The organism is Achromobacter sp. DMS1, assembly GCF_001270295.1.
Genome location: NZ_LHSJ01000136.1, coordinates 1 through 17119, shown reverse-complemented (window position 1 = coordinate 17119; position 17119 = coordinate 1). Strand labels below are relative to the sequence as shown.

The window sequence follows — 17119 nt, the reverse complement described above, 5'->3', positions numbered from 1 at the left end:
GATCTCTCGGGGCACGCATCTGCGGGCGCTCCCTCGGGCGCGGCCGCCGCCGGGCTTCCCAGCGGCGCGGCGCAGCGCTGGACGCGGCTGCTCGCCAGCCTGCGCGGCATTAGCGAGCGGCATCCCGACGCCGCGCTGGCTTCCTCGCTGGCGGCCGAGGACATGGTGCTCACCCATGCCATTTTCGATGCGGGCCTCGATCTGCAGGTGTTCACGCTGGACACGGGCCGCCTGCATGCGGAAACCCTGGGGGTGCTGGATGCCGTGCGCGCGCGCTACGGGCGGGAAATCACCGTGTACCGGCCGGACGCCGCGGCCGTGCAGGCGCACGTCGCGGCGCACGGCGCCTATGCGTTTTACGAAAGCGTCGAATTGCGCAAAGCCTGTTGCCAGATCCGCAAGGTCGAGCCGCTGCGCCGCGCGCTGGCCGGGCGCGGGGCGTGGATCACCGGGCAGCGGCGCGCCCAGTCCGCCACGCGCGGCGAACTGGCCCTGGAGGAAGACGACCCGGTGTTCGGCCTGCGCAAGTTCAATCCGCTGGCCGAGTGGAGCGAAGACGAAGTCTGGACTGTGATCCGCGGCCTGGGCATTCCCTACAACCCGCTGCATGACCAGGGCTATCCGTCCATCGGCTGCGAACCCTGTACCCGCGCCATCCGCCCGGGCGAGGACGTGCGGGCCGGGCGCTGGTGGTGGGAATCGTCGGATTCCAAGGAATGCGGCCTGCATGCGGGCAACCGGGTCATTTCCATTGCGCCGGCCGCTTGAGCGTCCGCGAAATCCATTCTGTATCGGGAGAGTATCCATTATGTCAGCCGTGCTCCAACGCAGCCATCTCGATTGGCTGGAATCGGAAGCGATCTTCATTCTGCGGGAGGTCGCGGCCGAATGCGCCCGCCCCGTGCTCCTGTTCTCGGGGGGCAAGGATTCGGTCGTGCTGCTGCGGCTGGCCGAGAAGGCATTCCGCCCCGGCCGGTTTCCGTTTCCGCTCATGCACATCGACACCGGCCACAACTTCGACGAGGTCATCGAATTCCGCGACCGGCGCGCGGCCGAACTGGGCGAAACCCTCATCGTGCGCAGCGTCGAAGATTCGATCCGGCGCGGCAGCGTGGTGCTGCGGCGGGAAACCGATTCGCGCAATGCCGCCCAGGCCGTGACGCTGCTGGAGGCCATCGAGGAATTCGGCTTCGACGCGTGTATCGGCGGCGCGCGCCGAGACGAGGAAAAGGCCCGCGCCAAAGAGCGCATCTTTTCCTTCCGCGACGAGTTCGGCCAGTGGGATCCCAAGGCCCAGCGGCCGGAGCTCTGGAATCTCTACAACACGCGCGTGCATCCCGGCGAGAACATGCGGGTGTTCCCGATCTCGAACTGGACCGAGCTGGACGTATGGCAGTACATCCAGCGCGAAGGGCTTTCGCTGCCTTCCATCTATTACAGCCACGAGCGCGAGGTGGTGCGGCGCAAGGGCCTGCTGGTTCCGGTGACCCGGCTGACGCCGCCGCAGGAAGGCGAGCAGGTCGAGCGCCTGCCGGTGCGCTTTCGCACCGTGGGCGATATTTCCTGCACCTGCCCGGTGGCCTCGGAGGCCGCCGACGCGGCGGCCATCATCGCCGAGACGGCGGTCACCGACATCACCGAACGCGGCGCCACGCGCATGGACGACCAGACCTCCGAGGCGTCCATGGAGCGCCGCAAGAAGGAAGGCTATTTCTGATCGAGCATCGCGCCGGCCCGCCGGCAAGGACACACGCACATGAACGCAATCAACGACTCTTTCCTCTCCGGCGCCGACGCCGGCGTGCTGCGCCTGATTACGGCGGGTTCGGTGGACGACGGCAAGTCCACCCTCATCGGCCGGCTGCTCTATGACAGCAAGGGCGTCTTCGCCGACCAGCTGGCCGCGATCTCGCGCGCCAAGCACAAGCGCGTGGCGGGCGACGGCATCGACCTCTCGCTGCTGACCGACGGGCTGGAGGCCGAGCGCGAGCAGGGCATCACCATCGATGTGGCCTACCGCTACTTTTCCACGCCGGCGCGCAAGTTCATCATCGCCGACGCGCCGGGGCACGAGCAGTACACGCGCAACATGGTGACGGGCGCGTCCACCGCCGATGCGGCCATCATTCTCATCGACGCCACGCGCGCGGCCAGCGGCGAGCTGCTGCCGCAGACGAAGCGGCACAGCGCCATCGCCCAGCTGCTCGGCATCCGCCACATCGTGGTGGCGGTCAACAAGATGGACCTGGTGGACTGGGACCGCGAGGTGTTCGCGCGCATCGAAGCGGCCTACGGCAGGCTGGCCGCCAAGCTGGGCATCGCGCATTTTCACGCGCTGCCGCTGTCCGCGCTCAATGGCGACAACGTGGTGACGCCTTCGGCCCGCACACCCTGGTACACGGGGGAGCCGCTGCTGACGCTGCTGGAGTCGCTCGACCTGGCGTCCGACGGGCGCGGGCTGCCGCTGCGCTTTCCGGTGCAGTGGGTAGCGCGCCACGGCGGCGACAGCAAGGACGATTTCCGGGGCTACGCCGGGCGCGTGGCCAGCGGCGTGCTGCGACCGGGCGACGAGATCGTCGTGCAGCCCGCAGGCACCGCCGCGGTGGTGCGCGAGCTGCGCGCCTTCGACCGCGCGCTCGACGAGGCGGTGGCGGGCGATTCGGTGACCCTGGTGCTGGACCGCGACGTGGACGTCTCCCGCGGCGACATCATCTCGCATGCGCAGGCCCCCGCGCGCGTGACGCGCGAGTTCGACGCGGAGTTGTGCTGGCTCGACGCGCAGCCCTTGAATCCTTCGCGCCGCTATCTGCTCAAGCATGGCACGCGGCTCACGTCGGCGCGGGTGCGCGCCGTGCACGCGGTGCGAGACATCCATGAGCTGGAGGAAGTGGCGCGGGCCGACGCGGCGCTCAACATGAACGACATCGGCCGTGTGACATTGGCCACGCGCGAGGCGCTGCCGGCCGACCGCTACGACGACGTTCCGGCCACCGGCGCGTTCATTCTCATCGACGAGGCCACGCACCAGACGGCGGCGGCAGGCATGCTGCGCTGAGCCCGCCGGGGCAGGCGGGAAAACGCGCGCCGAGGGCTGTTGTTTTTCTGCCAAACCGTTATCTGGCGCGGCTTGCAGGGCGATATCGCCTGGTGAAATCGATTTGTCCAGACGGCGTTTGCGTCTTGCGGTAAAGTGGGACTGCCTTACGAAAAGGGTTTAGGCGCTTGCCAAAACTACTGTGTTTTTGTACAGTAGTTTCCATGGCACGCACTGATCATTCTTTTCTCGCCGGTTCTGGGTCCCCGGCTGCCGCCCCCGCCGCCTTGCGCGGTCGGGGTGCGGTTACTAATGTGCGGCATCGCTTCGAGCGCGATGAGCGCGTGCCGGTCGACGACGGCTGGTCAGCCACGGATCTTCCTCCCGACTTCGTTGATTCCGCCCCCGATTTTGTGCCGAACCCACGGGCAGAGCCTGCCCCGGTTCCAGGCGGCGCGCCGGTCATTCCCATCCGGGCCGAGTCCGGGGCCGCGCCGCAAACCACGGTCACGCCCGAGGCGGCGCGCAAGATGCTCTCGCGCAACGATTCGCCCGACATTCCCTTCGAGCTGGCGGTCAATCCCTACCGGGGCTGCGAGCATGGCTGCGTCTACTGCTACGCACGGCCTACCCATGCCTACCTGGGCTATTCGCCCGGGCTCGATTTCGAAACCCGGCTCATCGCCAAAAGCAATGCCGTGCCCGCGCTGCGGGCCGAACTGGCCCGGCCGGGCTACCGCGTGTCGCCCATCAACATCGGATCGGCCACCGATCCCTACCAGCCCATCGAGCGCGAATGGCGGCTCACCCGCGGCCTGCTCGAGCTCATGCTCGAAACCCGGCATCCGCTCAGCATCGTCACCAAGAACGCCCTGGTCGCCCGCGACCTGGATCTGCTCGTTCCCCTGGCGCAGCAGAACCTGGCGGCGGTCTACATGAGCATCACCACCCTCGACGCCGACATGGCCCGCACCCTGGAACCGCGCGCCTCCGCGCCCTGGCGCAGGCTCGAGGCCGTGCGCCGCCTCGCCCAGGCCGGCGTGCCGGTAGGCGTGCTGGTGGCGCCCATCATTCCCTTCATCAACGATGAATCCCTCGAACACATTCTCCAGCAAGCCCGGGCGGCGGGCGCGCACTATGCCAGCTACACCGTGTTGCGGCTGCCCTGGGAAGTGAAAACCCTGTTCGAGGACTGGCTGCTCGCCCATTTCCCCGACCGCGCCCAGCGCGTGCTGCATCGGGTTGAAGACCTGCGCAACGGGCGTCGCAACGACCCCAATTTCGGCTCGCGCATGCGCGGCACCGGCATCTGGGCCGATCTGCTGCGCCAGCGGTTTGCCGTCGCCGCCCGCAAGGCGGGGCTGAACCGCCAGCGCCTCACGCTGGATTGCCATCGTTTCATCCGGCCCGTGCCGGAACGGCCTGCCGTTCCCGTCGGGCGCAAACCGGGAGGCCATGCCGCGCCGGCCGGGCAGCTGTCGCTGTTCGAGCCGCCGCCGTTTTCGGCCCCCCCTTCGCTGTCCGACCCCTTGCGGCCTGTCCGCGCCGCCCCCTTGCGGCCTGTCCGCGCCAAGGAGCCCATCGCATGAGCACCGCCATCAGCACCGACCTCAGCACTGCCGTCAACGGCACTTTCACCAACGAGCCGGGCCGTGTCCTGGGCGCCGCGCTGAGCCCGGCCGGGCTCAGCGTGCGCGCCGCCTGCCGCAAGCTGGCCAGGCTGGCCATTCCGGGCGCGCGCAAATCTTCGCAGCCGGCGGCGCAGGCCCCGGTGTCGCCCAGCCTGGCTGCGGGGCTGCCCGCGCGCTGGCCGTTCCCCCCGGCGCCACGGCGGACACGCTGCAATCGCCGGCGGCACGGCCGGCTTCGCCCGTGGGCGGGTTGCGGGCGGGCAAGCCGCGGGCCGCCGAAGAGCGCGGCCTGGACGACGCCGCCGTGCAGCCGGTGTCCCAGGGGCTCACCACGCGGCAGATCGTCGCCGACATCGCCATGGTGCTGGCCTGGGGCGCCATGATTCCCGCGCTGATGTGGCTGGGCGCGGCGGCCGGCTTCTAGGACGCGCCGGCACGCCCGGGCCTGGCGGCGTCCTCAGGCCGAACCCAGCAGCACCACGCCCAGCAGAATGGAAAAGCAGCCGGCCAGGCGGCCTGCGCCCACTTTTTCGCGCAGCAGGAACATGCCCGCCAGGGTGCCCAGCATCATCGACATTTCGCGGGCCGGCGCCACCAGGCTGAGCGGCGCGCCATGCTGCAGCGCATACAGCACCAGGATATAGCCCAGCGGCGACAGGAATCCGACCGCCGCCGCCAGGCCCCAGTAGCCGCGCATGGCTTCCCAGCTCTGTGCGCGGCGACGCAGCATGTGCGGGGCCATCATGGTGGTGCGTGTCACGCAGGTGAACCAGTCGAAGAGCACGGGGCTGATGAGCAGCACCTTGACGCCGTAGGCGTCGACCACGGTGTAGGCCGCAATGAAAAGCCCGATCACCAGGCCCCAGCGCACGCCCACCCAGGCGTGGGCATTGCGGAAGATGGCCAGCCGTCCCTGCGTGGCAATCAGCAGCACGCCGCCCACCACGCAGAGCATGCCCAGGATGCCGGAGGTGCTGGCCGGCTCGCGCAGCAGTAGATAGGCGCCCATGGACGAGAGCAGCGGGCCGGTGCCCCGGGCAATGGGGTACACCACCGACAGGTCGGCCACCTGGTAGCCCTTTTGCAGGCAGAGGCTGTAGCCCAGGTGCAACAGGCTGGAGGCCAGGATGGCGCCCGCCACCGGCCAGGTCCAGTTCATGCCGTCGTGCAGCAGCACCCAGATCACCCAGGGCGCATAGAGCAGCGAGGCGCAAAACCCATAGGCGAAGACGAAGGGCGCACCCACCATGGCCGCGCGCTTGGCGAGCAGGTTCCATGTGGCATGGGCCATTGCCGCCAGGACGACCAATATCAGGGACGAATACGACATGAGCGAGGTGGGCGCGGGATGACAGGTTTGTTACAGCCAGGGCGCAAGCGTACTGCAATGCGCGGCCGTGCAAAGGGAAGGATGTTACTCCCATGCCACGGGGTGTTTTTGGTGTAGAATCATTGGTTTGCCAAATCTCATCCTCTGCTTGCGGCATACGAGGATGGCCGGGGCGGCGGCGCAAGCCTGCCGGTTCCGTCCATCTGCACCGATCGCGGATTGGCACGAACAACACCGATCGGTACGAACAATACCGGCAAATCAGGCCGCAACGTCACGATGACCTAGGAGTTCTCATGAACCTCATCGCTATCCTGGAACAGGAAGAAATCGCCCGCCTCACCGGCGGCAAGCCCATGCCCGAATTCGCCCCCGGCGACACCGTCGTCGTGAGCGTGAACGTGGTCGAAGGCACGCGCAAGCGCGTTCAGGCCTACGAAGGCGTGGTCATCGCCAAGCGCAACCGCGGCCTGAACTCCGCGTTCACCGTGCGCAAGATCTCGTCGGGCGAAGCCGTGGAGCGTACGTTCCAGCTTTACTCGCCGCAGATCGCCGGCATCGAAGTGAAGCGCCGCGGCGACGTGCGCCGCGCCAAGCTGTACTACCTGCGCAACCGCTCGGGCAAGTCGGCTCGCATCAAGGAAAAGCTGGTCAGCAAGCAAGCCTCGGCGGCTTGATCGCTCATCGGCGCACGGCCCCGCCCGTGTCGGACGTCCGCGCTGTTCTCATGCGTATTCGTCCGATACGGATTTCCGGGTTAAAAAAGGCACCTGTGAAGGTGCCTTTTTCTTTCTGAATAGCCGCATGTCCGATTCTTCGTCTACTCCCAGGCCGCGCAGGCCGCTGGCCCGGCCGGGATTCGACCCCGCAGCGCAACCCTGGGTGGTTGCCAACGACACCCTGGCCCCGGTGTCGCCTCAGTTGCTCACGCCCGACCGCTTGCGCGGCATGCTGGCGCGACCCGACACCTGGAAGCTCGAGCTCTCGCGCGACAACGACCTGCGCTATCCCGGCCGGGAGGGCGAGCCGGTGCCCGCCGCGGTGCTCATCCCGCTGGTCACGCGCGAAGACGGCATCCGGGTGATGCTCACGCAGCGCAGCGCGCACCTGCACGAGCACGCCGGCCAGGTCAGCTTTCCCGGCGGCCGCATCGAGACAAGCGACCCCACGCCGGTGGCGGCGGCGCTGCGCGAGGCCGAAGAGGAAACCGGCCTGCCTTCCGGACATGTGGAGGTTATGGGCAGCATGCCGCCCTACCTGACCGCCACGGGGTTTTCCATCGTGCCCGTCGTGTCGCTGGTGCGCCCGGGTTTCGCCCTGGCGCCCGATGCCTGCGAGGTGGCCGAAGTATTCGAGGTGCCGCTGGCGTTCCTGATGGACCCGGCCAATCACCGCCTTTACGAGGCCAGGCTGGAAGACGGCCGGGTGCGGCGCTATTACGCCATGTCCTACGGCAAGCATTTCATCTGGGGTGCGACGGCGGGCATGCTGCGCAACCTCTATCATCTGGTGCGCAATGGTCTGGGCTGAGGGCGAGCGGCCCATGGCGCGCCCCGCTCAATAGCGCTGCTGGCCGGCTTCGTTTTCTTCGAGAATGCGCTGGTAGAGCGCATAGCGCGACGGGTCGATGCGGCCTTCGCCCAGCGCGGCCACCACGCCGCAGCCCGGCTCGTGCCGGTGCGTGCAGTTGTAGAAGCGGCAGTGTTCGATGGGGCCGGCGAATTCCGGAAAGCCCCGGATGATGTCCTCGCGGCTCAGGTGCTGCAGCCCGAAAGCCTGGAAGCCGGGGGAGTCGATCAGGTCGCCGCCCGGTTCGGGCAGGTGGTACAGCCGCGTGCTGGTGGTGGTGTGCCGGCCCATGTCCAACGCCGTGGAGTGTTCGCGCGTGGCGGCGCCGGCGTCCGGAACCAGGGCATTGAGCAGGGTGGATTTGCCCATGCCGCTCTGCCCCAGCAGCAGGCTGGTGCGCCCGGCCAGCCGGGGCGCGAGCAGGCTGTGGACGCGTCCGGGCTCCAGGGCGCTGAGTTCGATGATGTCCACGCCCAGGGCGGCGATGGGGGCGAGCCGCGCCCGCGCCGCGGGCAGCGCGCCCGCGATGTCCGCCTTGTTCAGGATTACCAGGGGGGAAATGCCCGCGCTCCAGGCGCCGGCCAGCGCGCGTCCGGTGAGGTCGTCCGAAAAGGTCGGCTCCACCGCGACCACGATGAGCAACTGGTCCACGTTGGCGGCGAACTGCTTGGACCGCATTTCGTCGGAACGGTAGAGCAGGTTGCGCCGCGGGAGTATGGCGTCGATGGCGCCTTCGTCGCGCCCTTGCGGCGCGATGCGGACCCGGTCGCCCACCGCGGCGCCCGCCTTTTTGCCGCGCGGGAAGCATTTGCGCAGGCTGCCGTCGGGCAGTTCCACCGTGTAGTGGCGGCCGTGGGCGGCGATGATGCGGCCTTCGAGGCCCGCATCGGGACGGGTTGCCTGGCGGGCGCGTGTGGCGGGCCGGGCGCCGCTCATGCCGCACCCGCCATGAGGTGGCGGATGCGCACCGCCGCGGGCGGATGGCTGTCGTAGAAGGCGGAATGCACGGGATCGGGGGTGAGGGTGGCGGCGTTGTCGTCGTACAGCTTGACCAGGGCGGAAACCAGGCGCTCGGGCGAGCTCTGCTGGGCGGCATAGCGGTCGGCCTCGAACTCGTCGCGGCGGGAATACCAGCTCGCCAGCGGCGTGAACATGAAGGTGAACACGGGGATCGCCAGGAAGAAGAGCAGCAGGGCCATGGCGTCGTTGCGCCCGCCGAGCTGGGGCAGCACGCCCAGGCCGACGTAGAACCAGGGCTGCTGGGAGATCCAGCCTAGCAGGGCGAAAAAGGCCAGCGCGGCGGCGAAACTGATGAGCACGCGCCGGATGATGTGGCGCTTGGCGAAATGGCCCAGCTCATGCGCAAGCACGGCTTCGATCTCGTCGGCGTTCAGCCGGGCCAGCAACGTGTCGAAGAACACGATGCGGCGCGAGCGGCCGAAACCCGTGAAATAGGCGTTGCCGTGGGCCGAGCGGCGCGAGCCGTCCATGACGAAAAGGCCGTTGAGCGCGAAGCCGCAGCGCTGCGCCAGCCGCTGGATGCGGCCCGCCAGTTCGGGGTCTTGCAGCGGCGTGAATTTGTTGAAGAGCGGCGCGATGAACATCGGATAGACGATGAGCAGGGACAGGTTGAACACCGTCCAGAGCGCCCAGGCCCAGATCCACCAGTACGGGCCGGCGCTGCCCATGAGCCAGAGCACGGCGGCCGCCAGCGGCAGGCCCAGCACGGCCGCCACCAGCAGACCCTTGACGGCGTCGCTCGCGAACAGGCCGGGCGTCATGCGGTTGAAGCCGAACCGCGCCTCCAGCCGGAACTGCCGCCACAGCGTGAACGGCAGTCCGAGCAGGCCCAGCAGCAGCGCCACCGTGGCCAGCAGCAGCAACTGGCGCAGGAAATCGTTGGAAACCACGCCGGCGACCGCCAGGTCGATGGCCTGCAGGCCGCCCAGCAGCGTCAGACAGACCAGCACGATGGCGTCGTAGGTGCGCTCCAGCAAGCCCAGCTTGGCGCGCGCCACCGTGTAGTCGGCCGCGCGCTGGTGGCTGGCCAGGCCGATCCGGTGCGAAAATTCGGCCGGCACCTCGCCGCGGTTGAGCGCCACGTGGCGGATCTGGCGCGTGGCCAGCCAGAATCGGACCGCGATATCGGCCAGCAGGAATGCGACGAACAGCAGGGTAAACATGGATGAGGCGGTGCTCCCGGATGGGGATGTGCGAAAATCGCGTGTTTTATAGGCAAATTATATGGCTGTGAACGAAAACCGACTGGTCTGGCTCGACATGGAAATGACCGGCCTGGATCCCGCGAAAGAGCGCATCATCGAAGTCGCCGTGGTGGTGACCGAGGCCGACCTGACCGTCGTCGCCGAAGGCCCGGTGCTGGTCGTGCACCAGCCGGACAGCCTGCTCGACGCCATGGACAGCTGGAACAAGTCCACGCACGGCAAGAGCGGCCTCATCGACAAGGTGCGCGCGTCCACGATTTCCGAGGAGCAGGCAGAGGATACGCTGCTGGCGTTCCTCGCGCAGCACGTTCCGGCCGGCAAGTCGCCGCTGTGCGGCAATACCATCAGCCAGGACCGCCGTTTCATGTTCGCGTACATGCCGCGCCTGGAGCAGTTCTTCCATTACCGCAACCTCGACGTCAGCACGCTCAAGGAGCTGGCGCGGCGCTGGGCGCCCGCCGTGTACAAGGGCTTCGAGAAAAAGAGCCGGCACGAGGCGCTGGCCGACATCTACGAATCCATCGAAGAGCTGAAGTACTACCGCGAGCACTTCCTGAAGGTGTAGCGGAGCCGGGCCGTCGGGCATGGCGGTCCGCGTTTTTCGTGTGTGCGCGGCCCGCGCGGCGTCGCCGGGCCGGCGCCCATCCGCCGGAGGCTGGCCATGACCTTCCATTCCGTAGCCGATATCCGCAGCGCCGAGCGCCGGGCCCTGGCGCAGGGGCGCTCGCTCATGCCGCTGGCGGGCGCCGCCGCGGCGGCCTTCATTCAGGCCCGTTTTCCCCCCGGTGCGTCGGTGCTGGCGCTGGCCGGCCCCGGCAACAACGGCGGCGATGCGCTGACGGCAGCCACGCTGCTGCNGGCCGGGTCCGCGCCCAGTTTCTCGACGGCCGCGCCCAGCGCCGCCGCCACCTCGTCGAAGCTCGCGTGGCCCTCGGGCGTGTCGATGCCGCCGCGCGGCACGTAGATGTTCTGCGGGGCCGTGCACATCTGGCCCGAGTACAGGGCCAGCGAGAACGCCAGATTGCGCGCCATGCCCTTCAGGTCGGACGTGGAGTCGATGATGACCTGGTTCACGCCCGCCTTTTCGGTATAGACCAGCGCCTGGCGCGCATTGTTTTCCAGCCAGTCGCCGTTGGCCGTGCTGCCGGTGAAGTCCACGATCTTCACGGCCGGGTCCAGCGCCAGCGTCTGCGCGGTGTCGTCGCCCGCCTCGTGCGCGGCCAGCAGCCCCACGTTGGGGTCGAAGCCCGCCTCGGCCAGCACTTCGCGCGCCACCTGCACGGTGATGGCCAGCGGCAGGATGGCGGCCGGATGCGGCTTGACGATGACGGTGTTGCCCGTGGCCAGGCTGGCGAACAGGCCCGGATAGCCGTTCCAGGTGGGGAAGGTGGAGCAGCCGATCACCAGACCGATGCCGCGCGGCACCACGGTGAAACGCTTTTCCATGCGCAGCGGCTCGTTCTTGCCCTGCGGCTTTTCCCAGATCGCCATGCCGGGGATGCGGGACATTTCCTGCCAGGCGTAGGTCACGGCCTCGAAGCCGCGGTCCTGCGCATGCGGGCCGCCAGCCTGGAAGGCCATCATGAAGCCCTGGCCGGTGGTGTGCTGCACGGCATAGGCGATCTCGAAGCTGCGCTTGTTCAGGCGGGCCAGGATTTCCAGCGACACGCCCACCCAGTCGCGCGGGCCGGCGCGGCGCCATTGCTCCAGGGCGCGGGCCGAGGCTTCGATCAGCTTGCCGGCCGGCACGCGCGGATAGGCGATATCCAGCGGGAAGCCGTAGGGCGAGACTTCGCCGCCCACCGTGCCTTCGGCTCCCGGCAGATCCAGCGCGAAGGGCTTGCCGCGCAGCGCCTCGAAGGCGGCGCGGCCGTCTTCGTTGGCGGTTTCGCCGTAATTGCGCGGGCTGGGCGACTCCGCGAACGGGCTCCAGTAGCCGCGCTGGGCGGCGGCTTTCAGCCCTTGTTCCAGCAGCGGCTGGTGGCGTTCGAAGAAGGCTTGGGACACTGTGTCTCTCCAGATGGGAATTCGTTATGGCGCTACAGGGCGCGGAAAATCAGGTTTCCTGGTCGAAATCGAGGACCAGGCGGTCGCTGACCGGAAAGCTCTGGCAGCTCAGGATGAAGCCTCGCGCCACCTCGTAATCTTCAAGCGCGAAGTTGGCGTCCATGTCGACCTCGCCCTCGACGACCTTGCAGCGGCAGGTGGAACACACGCCGCCCTTGCAGGAATACGGCAGTTCGATGCCCTGCGCAAGCGCGGAATCGAGCACGCTGTCCTTGTTCTTGTCGATGACGAAGGTGCGGCTGTGGCCGTCCTGCACCACCGTCACCTCGCACTGGCCCTTGCCCGGCGCCTGGCGCGCCTCCTTGCCGGTGCGCAGCGCGCGCGGCCCCTTGGGCGCGCCGAACAGCTCGAACTTGATGTGGTCTTTGGGAATGCCGCGGGCCTGCAGCCGATCCACCACGCTTTCGGTCATGGTCTGCGGGCCGCAGACGAAAACGTAATCGACGTCGTCGGGGCTCATCCAGGCCGACATGAGCTGGTCGACCTTGTCGCCGTCGAGCCGGCCGTTGAAAAGCTCGATGTCCTGCGTCTCTCGGCTCATGATGTAGACCAGCGAGAACCGGTCCATGTAGAGATTCTTGAGGTCTTCGATCTCTTCGCGAAACAGCACGGCGGACGACGCGCGGTTGCCGAAGAACAGCGTGAAGCGGCTGTCGGGCTCGGTGGACAGCGCGGTCTTGACCAGCGAGAAAATCGGCGTGATGCCGCTGCCCACCGCGAAGGCCACGTAATGCCGGCTGTTGGCCGGCGAGAAGTCCACCGTGAAGCTGCCCGCCGGCGGCATGACCTCCAGGGTCTGGCCGGGCTGCAGCTCGTGGTTGGCCCAGTTCGAGAACACGCCCTCGTCCACTTTCTTGATCGCCACCCGCAGCGTCCGGTCCTGGGGCGCCGAACAGATGGAATAGGAACGGCGCAGCTCCTCGCCGTTGAGGCGGGTGCGCAGCGTGAGGTACTGGCCCGGCTGGAAGGCGAACTCGCCGGCCAGCGACTCCGGCAGGTCGAAGGTCACCACGACCGCGTCGCGCGTATTGCGCGCCACCGACGCCACCTTCAGGGAATGGAATTGATTCTGGCTCATGACAAAGCGCTCTCAGTGCGTCTTGAAATAGTCGAAAGGCTCGCGGCAGGCCACGCAGCGGTACAGCGCCTTGCAGGAAGTGGAGCCGAAGTGGCTCACCAGGCGGGTGTCGCGCGAGCCGCAATGCGGGCACTCGACGACCGGGCCCGCGGCGCGGCGGCTGATGCCGGAAATATCGATGGCCCGCTCGGCCGGGGCCGCGATGCCGTAGCCCTTGAGCGCGGCGCGGCCCCGCTCGGTCATCCAGTCGGTGGTCCAGGCCGGCGCCAGGCGGGTTTCGACCCGCACCCGCGCGATGCCGCGATCCGCCAGCGTGCGCTCGATGTCCTGCGTGATCTCCCGCATGGCCGGGCAGCCCGAATAGGTGGGGGTAATCACCACCACGCAGGCGTCGCCATCCCACGACACTTCGCGCACCACGCCCAGGTCCACCACCGACAGCACGGGAATCTCCGGGTCGGAAACCTCCTGCAGCCAGGCGTAGACCTGGTCGGTGGAAACGGGCGCGGCGGCGTTCACCACTTGGCTCCCGGATAGGCGCGCGGCAGGAACTGCATTTCGGCCAGCAGGTAGCCCAGCTCCTCGGTGTGCCGTCCCTGGCGGCCGCCGCGCAGGGCGGGCAGGTCGGCCGCCGCCTCGTCGGGCACGGCCAACGTGGCTTCTTTCCAGCACCTCGCGCACGTGGCGCAGCCAGGGCGCGCGCAGGGCCGCCAGCTCGCAGCCGATGCCGCGCGCCGCCATGTCCTGGTCGACCGCGTCGTCGGCGAACAGCTCGCCCGTGTAGCGCCAGGCCTCGTCGATGGCGGCCTGCATCTTGGCGTGGCTCTCCGCCGTGCCGTCGCCCAGGCGCACCACCAGGTCGGAGGAGCGGCGCACGTGATAGGTGACTTCCTTGAGCGCCTTGGCCGCGATGGCGGCCACCCGCTCGTCGGCGGATTTCTCGAGTTTCTGCAGCAGGAAGTAATGCCACACGTCGAACAGGAACTGGCGCGCCATGGTGTCGGCGTAATTGCCGTTCGGGCGCTCGACCAGCAGCGCGTTGTGGAACTGGTGCGCGTCGCGCAGGTAGGCCAGCGCGTCTTCGTCGCGGCCCGCGCCCTCGACCTCGCCGGCCAGCGTCAGCCACAGGCGGGCCTGGCCCAGCAGGTCGAGCGCGGTGTTGGTCAGGGCCAGGTCTTCTTCCAGCACCGGGCCGTGGCCGGTCCAGGCGGACAGGCGCTGCGACAGGATGAGCGCGGTGTCGCCCAGGCGCAGCAGGTATTCGAACAGCGTCTTGTCCATGTCTCCTCCCGCCGCCTACATGTGCTTGATTTCTTCGGGCATCGGGAAGAACGTGGGATGCCGGTAGACCTTGCTGTTGGCCGGCTCGAAGAGCGGGTCCTTGTCGCCGGGGCTGCTGGCCACGATGTCGGCCGCGCGCACCACCCAGATGCTCAGTCCTTCGTTGCGCCGCGTGTAGACGTCGCGGGCATGGTTGATCGCCATTTCGGCGTCGGGCGCGTGCAGGCTGCCCACGTGCTTGTGCGCCAGGCCGTGCTGGCTGCGGATGAACACTTCCCACAGAGGCCAGTGCTTGCTCATGATGGATATCCTCGACGCCGGCGCGCGGAGCCGCGCGCCGGACTGCAATGATGGAAAAGAAAGAAAACCCGCTGGAAAACGGCGGCCGTCAGCCGCCTCAGGCGGCCTTGCGCGCCGCCTGCTTCTCGGCATGGGCGACCAGGGCGTCGCGCACCCAGGCGCCCTCTTCGTGCGCCTTCACGCGCGCGGCCAGGCGCTCACGGTTGCAGGGCCCGTTGCCCTTGATGACCGCGTAGAACTCGTCCCAGTCGATCTCGCCGAAGTCGTAGTGACCCCGTTCGGGATTCCACTTGAGATCGGGATCCGGGATGGTGAGCCCCAGGTACTCGGCCTGCGGCACGGTCTGGTCCACCATCTTCTGGCGCAGCTCGTCGTTGGAAAAGAGCTTGATCTTCCAGGCCATGGACTGGGCGCTGTTGGGCGAATCGGCGTCGGAGGGACCGAACATCATCAGCGCCGGCCACCACCAGCGGTTCAGCGCGTCCTGGCACATGGCCTTCTGCTCGGGCGTGCCGTGCAGGCACATCTGGATGAGCAGGTCGTAGCCCTGGCGCTGGTGGAACGACTCTTCCTTACAGACGCGCACCATGGCGCGCGCATAGGGGCCGTAGGAGCAGCGGCAGAGCGGGATCTGGTTGATGATGGCCGAGCCGTCGACCAGCCAGCCGATCATGCCGATGTCGGCCCAGGTGAGCGTGGGGTAATTGAAGATGCTGGAGTACTTGGCGCGCCCGGCGTGCAGATCGTCGATGAGATCCTCGCGCGACACGCCCAGCGTCTCGGCGGCGCTGTACAGGTACAGGCCGTGGCCGGCCTCGTCCTGCACCTTGGCCAGCAGGATGGCCTTGCGCTTGAGCGACGGCGCGCGCGTGATCCAGTTGCCTTCCGGCAGCATGCCCACGATTTCGGAGTGCGCGTGCTGCGAGATCTGGCGCACCAGGGTCTTGCGGTAGGCATCGGGCATCCAGTCCTTGGGCTCGATGCGCACGCCGTCGTCAATGCGGCGCTGGAACGTCTGTTCGCGGCCTTCGAGCTGGTCCGCGGTCTTGACCTGCTTGACGCCGGTTTCGACGAGTTGAGCGTACATGTCTGTCTCCTGGTGACGGCTCTTGCGGTAGCGCAAAGCGCAATGCCGGCATTGCCGTTATTCAGCAGGATTATTTAATACAAAAAATTCATTGTCAAACTCAAATCTGTATCACATTGGATTTATGTATCATGTCGGCGATCCCCATACCGGCCGCTTCCGGCCCTCCTTATGGCAAACCCTCAGTCGCCCCTGGACCGCTTTCTCTCCCGTCTGCTGAAGCAGGACCCGCCCCGAGCCAAATCCTTGTGCGTGAGCCTGCTGGGCGACGCGCTGGCGCCGCACGGCGGGGCCATCTGGCTGGGCGACCTGATCGCGCTGCTGGCGCCGCTGGGCATCAACGAACGGCTGCTGCGCACCAGCGTCTTCCGGCTGGTGGCGCAGAACTGGCTGCAATCCGAGCGGCACGGCAGGCGCAGCCTCTACCTGCTGTCCGAACAGGGCCAGCGCAACACGGCCCACGCCTCGCAGCGCATCTACGAAGGCCCGCCCCAGGAATGGAACGGGGAATGGACACTGGTGGCCCTGCCCCGCATCGGCAACGGGCTGGCCGAGCGCGCCGAACTGCGCCGCGAACTGGTATGGGAAGGCTTCGGCATGATCGCGCCCGGGCTGTTCGCCCACCCGCACACCGAGGCGCGCGCCGCGCACGACATCCTGGAAAAGCTGGGCATACCCGACCGCGCGCTGGTGCTGTCGGCGCGCGACCTGGCCGGCGCGGGCGGGCTGCCCATCGCCAGCCTGGCGCCGCAATGCTGGAATCTGGAAAACGTGGCGGAACAGTACCGGCAGTTCACGCGCCATTTCGCGCCGCTGGAAAAATTGCTGGACGAGCCGCCCGCCCCGGAGCAGGCCTTCGCCGCCCGCGTGCTGCTGCTGCACAGCTGGCGGCGGATCGTGCTGCACGACCCCCAGCTTCCAACTCCCATGCTGCCTGAGAACTGGCCCGGCCACCCGGCGCGCCAGCTTTGCGGCCGCCTCTACTGGAAGCTTTTCGACGCCTCCGAGGCCCATCTGCAGGCCATGGCGGGGCAGGACAACGAACGCTACGCGCCGCTGGCGCCCGAAGCCGCGCTGCGGTTCGGCGGCCGGCCGCCTGGCTGAGCCGGCGCCAGCTTCGCCCCTGATTTTTCCCCGAGGGTTCTTCCGCGGTTCTTCCCGATTCGCCCGCGGCTACAGCGCCACGCCCAGGGTGTCGAGATGCAATTCGCCCGCCGCTTCGCGGGCCGGCCCGGGTCCCTGCAGCCCGCGCGCCTGGCCGATGAAGCTGAGCGTCCAGCGCGCGCGTACCGGCCGGCCGAGCGCGGCGCCGGTGTCGGCGTCCACCCCGCTGGGCACGTCCAGCGCCAGCACCGGCACGCTCCAGCCATTGAGCTCGTCGATGACCGCCTGCCAGTCGGCGCCCAGGGGACGGTTCAGGCCGATGCCGAATAATCCGTCCAGCACCACGTCCGGCGCGGGACCCGCTTCCAGGACCGCCGACTCGGCGCCGCCCTCCTCGCGCCAGCCGGCCAAAG

The 17119-nt window shown here is 68.1% G+C and carries 18 protein-coding genes and 2 pseudogenes; 10 read left to right on the top strand and 10 right to left on the bottom strand.

Going from position 1 to position 17119, the window contains the following annotated elements; all coding sequences use genetic code 11:
- From AD428_RS15915 to AD428_RS26225, 5 genes are all read left to right on the top strand, one after another.
- Positions 1-768, top strand: a 768-nt coding sequence (locus tag AD428_RS15915; RefSeq protein WP_235490488.1) for a phosphoadenylyl-sulfate reductase, incomplete at its 5' end; no start/stop codon positions are given.
- A 40-nt stretch (positions 769-808) separates the two neighbouring features.
- Positions 809-1717: a sulfate adenylyltransferase subunit CysD gene (gene cysD / locus AD428_RS15910; RefSeq protein ID WP_053245827.1), complete on the top strand. Its 909-nt coding sequence runs from the start codon at positions 809-811 to the stop codon at positions 1715-1717.
- 39 nt (positions 1718-1756) lie between these two features.
- Complete coding sequence (locus tag AD428_RS15905; protein WP_053245826.1) at positions 1757-3055, top strand: sulfate adenylyltransferase subunit 1; 1299 nt, start codon at positions 1757-1759, stop codon at positions 3053-3055.
- 203 nt (positions 3056-3258) lie between these two features.
- Positions 3259-4623 carry a PA0069 family radical SAM protein gene (locus tag AD428_RS15900; protein WP_082308446.1) on the top strand — a complete coding sequence of 455 codons (1365 nt, stop codon included), beginning with the start codon at positions 3259-3261 and terminating at the stop codon, positions 4621-4623.
- Between the two features lie 283 nt (positions 4624-4906).
- Positions 4907-5089 carry a hypothetical protein gene (locus AD428_RS26225; protein ID WP_152968116.1) on the top strand — a complete coding sequence of 61 codons (183 nt, stop codon included), beginning with the start codon at positions 4907-4909 and terminating at the stop codon, positions 5087-5089.
- Positions 5090-5122: 33 nt separating this feature from the next.
- On the opposite strand, the gene AD428_RS15895 is transcribed toward AD428_RS26225, so the two are convergent.
- Positions 5123-5995: a DMT family transporter gene (locus AD428_RS15895; RefSeq protein ID WP_053245825.1), complete on the bottom strand. Its 873-nt coding sequence runs from the start codon at positions 5993-5995 to the stop codon at positions 5123-5125.
- A gap of 296 nt (positions 5996-6291) precedes the next feature.
- Between AD428_RS15895 and rplS the strand changes: the two genes are divergently transcribed.
- Both rplS and AD428_RS15885 read left to right on the top strand, forming a co-directional pair.
- Positions 6292-6672 carry a 50S ribosomal protein L19 gene (gene rplS / locus AD428_RS15890; RefSeq protein ID WP_053245824.1) on the top strand — a complete coding sequence of 127 codons (381 nt, stop codon included), beginning with the start codon at positions 6292-6294 and terminating at the stop codon, positions 6670-6672.
- A gap of 127 nt (positions 6673-6799) precedes the next feature.
- Positions 6800-7525, top strand: coding sequence for a CoA pyrophosphatase (locus AD428_RS15885; RefSeq protein ID WP_053245823.1), 726 nt, complete (start codon positions 6800-6802; stop codon positions 7523-7525).
- A 27-nt stretch (positions 7526-7552) separates the two neighbouring features.
- On the opposite strand, the gene rsgA is transcribed toward AD428_RS15885, so the two are convergent.
- Both rsgA and AD428_RS15875 read right to left on the bottom strand, forming a co-directional pair.
- Positions 7553-8500 carry a ribosome small subunit-dependent GTPase A gene (gene rsgA / locus AD428_RS15880; RefSeq protein WP_053245822.1) on the bottom strand — a complete coding sequence of 316 codons (948 nt, stop codon included), beginning with the start codon at positions 8498-8500 and terminating at the stop codon, positions 7553-7555.
- Positions 8497-9747 carry a M48 family metallopeptidase gene (locus tag AD428_RS15875; RefSeq protein WP_053245821.1) on the bottom strand — a complete coding sequence of 417 codons (1251 nt, stop codon included), beginning with the start codon at positions 9745-9747 and terminating at the stop codon, positions 8497-8499. Before AD428_RS15875 ends, rsgA begins: the two co-directional genes overlap by 4 nt.
- A 61-nt stretch (positions 9748-9808) precedes the next feature.
- Between AD428_RS15875 and orn the strand changes: the two genes are divergently transcribed.
- Positions 9809-10354 (top strand): oligoribonuclease, encoded by a 546-nt coding sequence (gene orn, locus AD428_RS15870; protein WP_053245820.1) that lies wholly within the window; start codon positions 9809-9811, stop codon positions 10352-10354.
- Positions 10355-10450: 96 nt separating this feature from the next.
- Positions 10451-10646, top strand: a pseudogene (locus tag AD428_RS28085) (NAD(P)H-hydrate epimerase); the annotation flags it as partial.
- Between the two features lies 1 nt (position 10647).
- Here AD428_RS28085 and paaN read toward each other — a convergent pair.
- The 6 genes and pseudogenes from paaN to paaA all read right to left on the bottom strand — a co-directional run.
- Positions 10648-11796: phenylacetic acid degradation protein PaaN (paaN, locus tag AD428_RS15865; protein WP_152968117.1), on the bottom strand; the 1149-nt coding region annotated here is incomplete at its 3' end.
- Positions 11797-11845: 49 nt separating this feature from the next.
- A complete protein-coding gene (gene paaE, locus AD428_RS15860; RefSeq protein WP_053245819.1) occupies positions 11846-12934 on the bottom strand; it encodes a 1,2-phenylacetyl-CoA epoxidase subunit PaaE in 1089 nt (362 codons plus the stop codon).
- A 12-nt stretch (positions 12935-12946) separates the two neighbouring features.
- Positions 12947-13453 (bottom strand): 1,2-phenylacetyl-CoA epoxidase subunit PaaD, encoded by a 507-nt coding sequence (gene paaD, locus AD428_RS15855; RefSeq protein WP_053245818.1) that lies wholly within the window; start codon positions 13451-13453, stop codon positions 12947-12949.
- Positions 13450-14215: pseudogene (paaC, locus tag AD428_RS15850) on the bottom strand (1,2-phenylacetyl-CoA epoxidase subunit PaaC). The gene paaD and the pseudogene paaC overlap by 4 nt, the downstream one beginning before the upstream one ends.
- A gap of 15 nt (positions 14216-14230) precedes the next feature.
- Positions 14231-14515, bottom strand: coding sequence for a 1,2-phenylacetyl-CoA epoxidase subunit PaaB (gene paaB / locus AD428_RS15845; protein WP_053245817.1), 285 nt, complete (start codon positions 14513-14515; stop codon positions 14231-14233).
- A gap of 97 nt (positions 14516-14612) precedes the next feature.
- Complete coding sequence (gene paaA / locus AD428_RS15840; RefSeq protein WP_053245816.1) at positions 14613-15602, bottom strand: 1,2-phenylacetyl-CoA epoxidase subunit PaaA; 990 nt, start codon at positions 15600-15602, stop codon at positions 14613-14615.
- A 171-nt stretch (positions 15603-15773) separates the two neighbouring features.
- Here paaA and paaX point away from each other — a divergent pair, with 171 nt between their 5' ends.
- Positions 15774-16706, top strand: a complete 933-nt coding sequence (gene paaX / locus AD428_RS15835) for a phenylacetic acid degradation operon negative regulatory protein PaaX (protein WP_053245815.1) — start codon at positions 15774-15776, stop codon at positions 16704-16706.
- A gap of 69 nt (positions 16707-16775) precedes the next feature.
- On the opposite strand, the gene AD428_RS15830 is transcribed toward paaX, so the two are convergent.
- The coding region (locus tag AD428_RS15830; RefSeq protein ID WP_304438952.1) for an NAD(P)H-hydrate epimerase at positions 16776-17119 on the bottom strand (344 nt) is incomplete at its 5' end.

Coding starts and splice junctions, on each gene's coding strand:
- cysD (WP_053245827.1), top strand. CDS start 809: ATGTCAGCCGTGCTCCAACGCAGCCATCTCGATTGGCTGGAATCGGAA.
- AD428_RS15905 (WP_053245826.1), top strand. CDS start 1,757: ATGAACGCAATCAACGACTCTTTCCTCTCCGGCGCCGACGCCGGCGTG.
- AD428_RS15900 (WP_082308446.1), top strand. CDS start 3,259: ATGGCACGCACTGATCATTCTTTTCTCGCCGGTTCTGGGTCCCCGGCT.
- AD428_RS15895 (WP_053245825.1), bottom strand. CDS start 5,995: ATGTCGTATTCGTCCCTGATATTGGTCGTCCTGGCGGCAATGGCCCAT.
- rplS (WP_053245824.1), top strand. CDS start 6,292: ATGAACCTCATCGCTATCCTGGAACAGGAAGAAATCGCCCGCCTCACC.
- AD428_RS15885 (WP_053245823.1), top strand. CDS start 6,800: ATGTCCGATTCTTCGTCTACTCCCAGGCCGCGCAGGCCGCTGGCCCGG.
- rsgA (WP_053245822.1), bottom strand. CDS start 8,500: ATGAGCGGCGCCCGGCCCGCCACACGCGCCCGCCAGGCAACCCGTCCC.
- AD428_RS15875 (WP_053245821.1), bottom strand. CDS start 9,747: ATGTTTACCCTGCTGTTCGTCGCATTCCTGCTGGCCGATATCGCGGTC.
- orn (WP_053245820.1), top strand. CDS start 9,809: ATGGCTGTGAACGAAAACCGACTGGTCTGGCTCGACATGGAAATGACC.
- paaE (WP_053245819.1), bottom strand. CDS start 12,934: ATGAGCCAGAATCAATTCCATTCCCTGAAGGTGGCGTCGGTGGCGCGC.
- paaB (WP_053245817.1), bottom strand. CDS start 14,515: ATGAGCAAGCACTGGCCTCTGTGGGAAGTGTTCATCCGCAGCCAGCAC.
- paaA (WP_053245816.1), bottom strand. CDS start 15,602: ATGTACGCTCAACTCGTCGAAACCGGCGTCAAGCAGGTCAAGACCGCG.
- paaX (WP_053245815.1), top strand. CDS start 15,774: ATGGCAAACCCTCAGTCGCCCCTGGACCGCTTTCTCTCCCGTCTGCTG.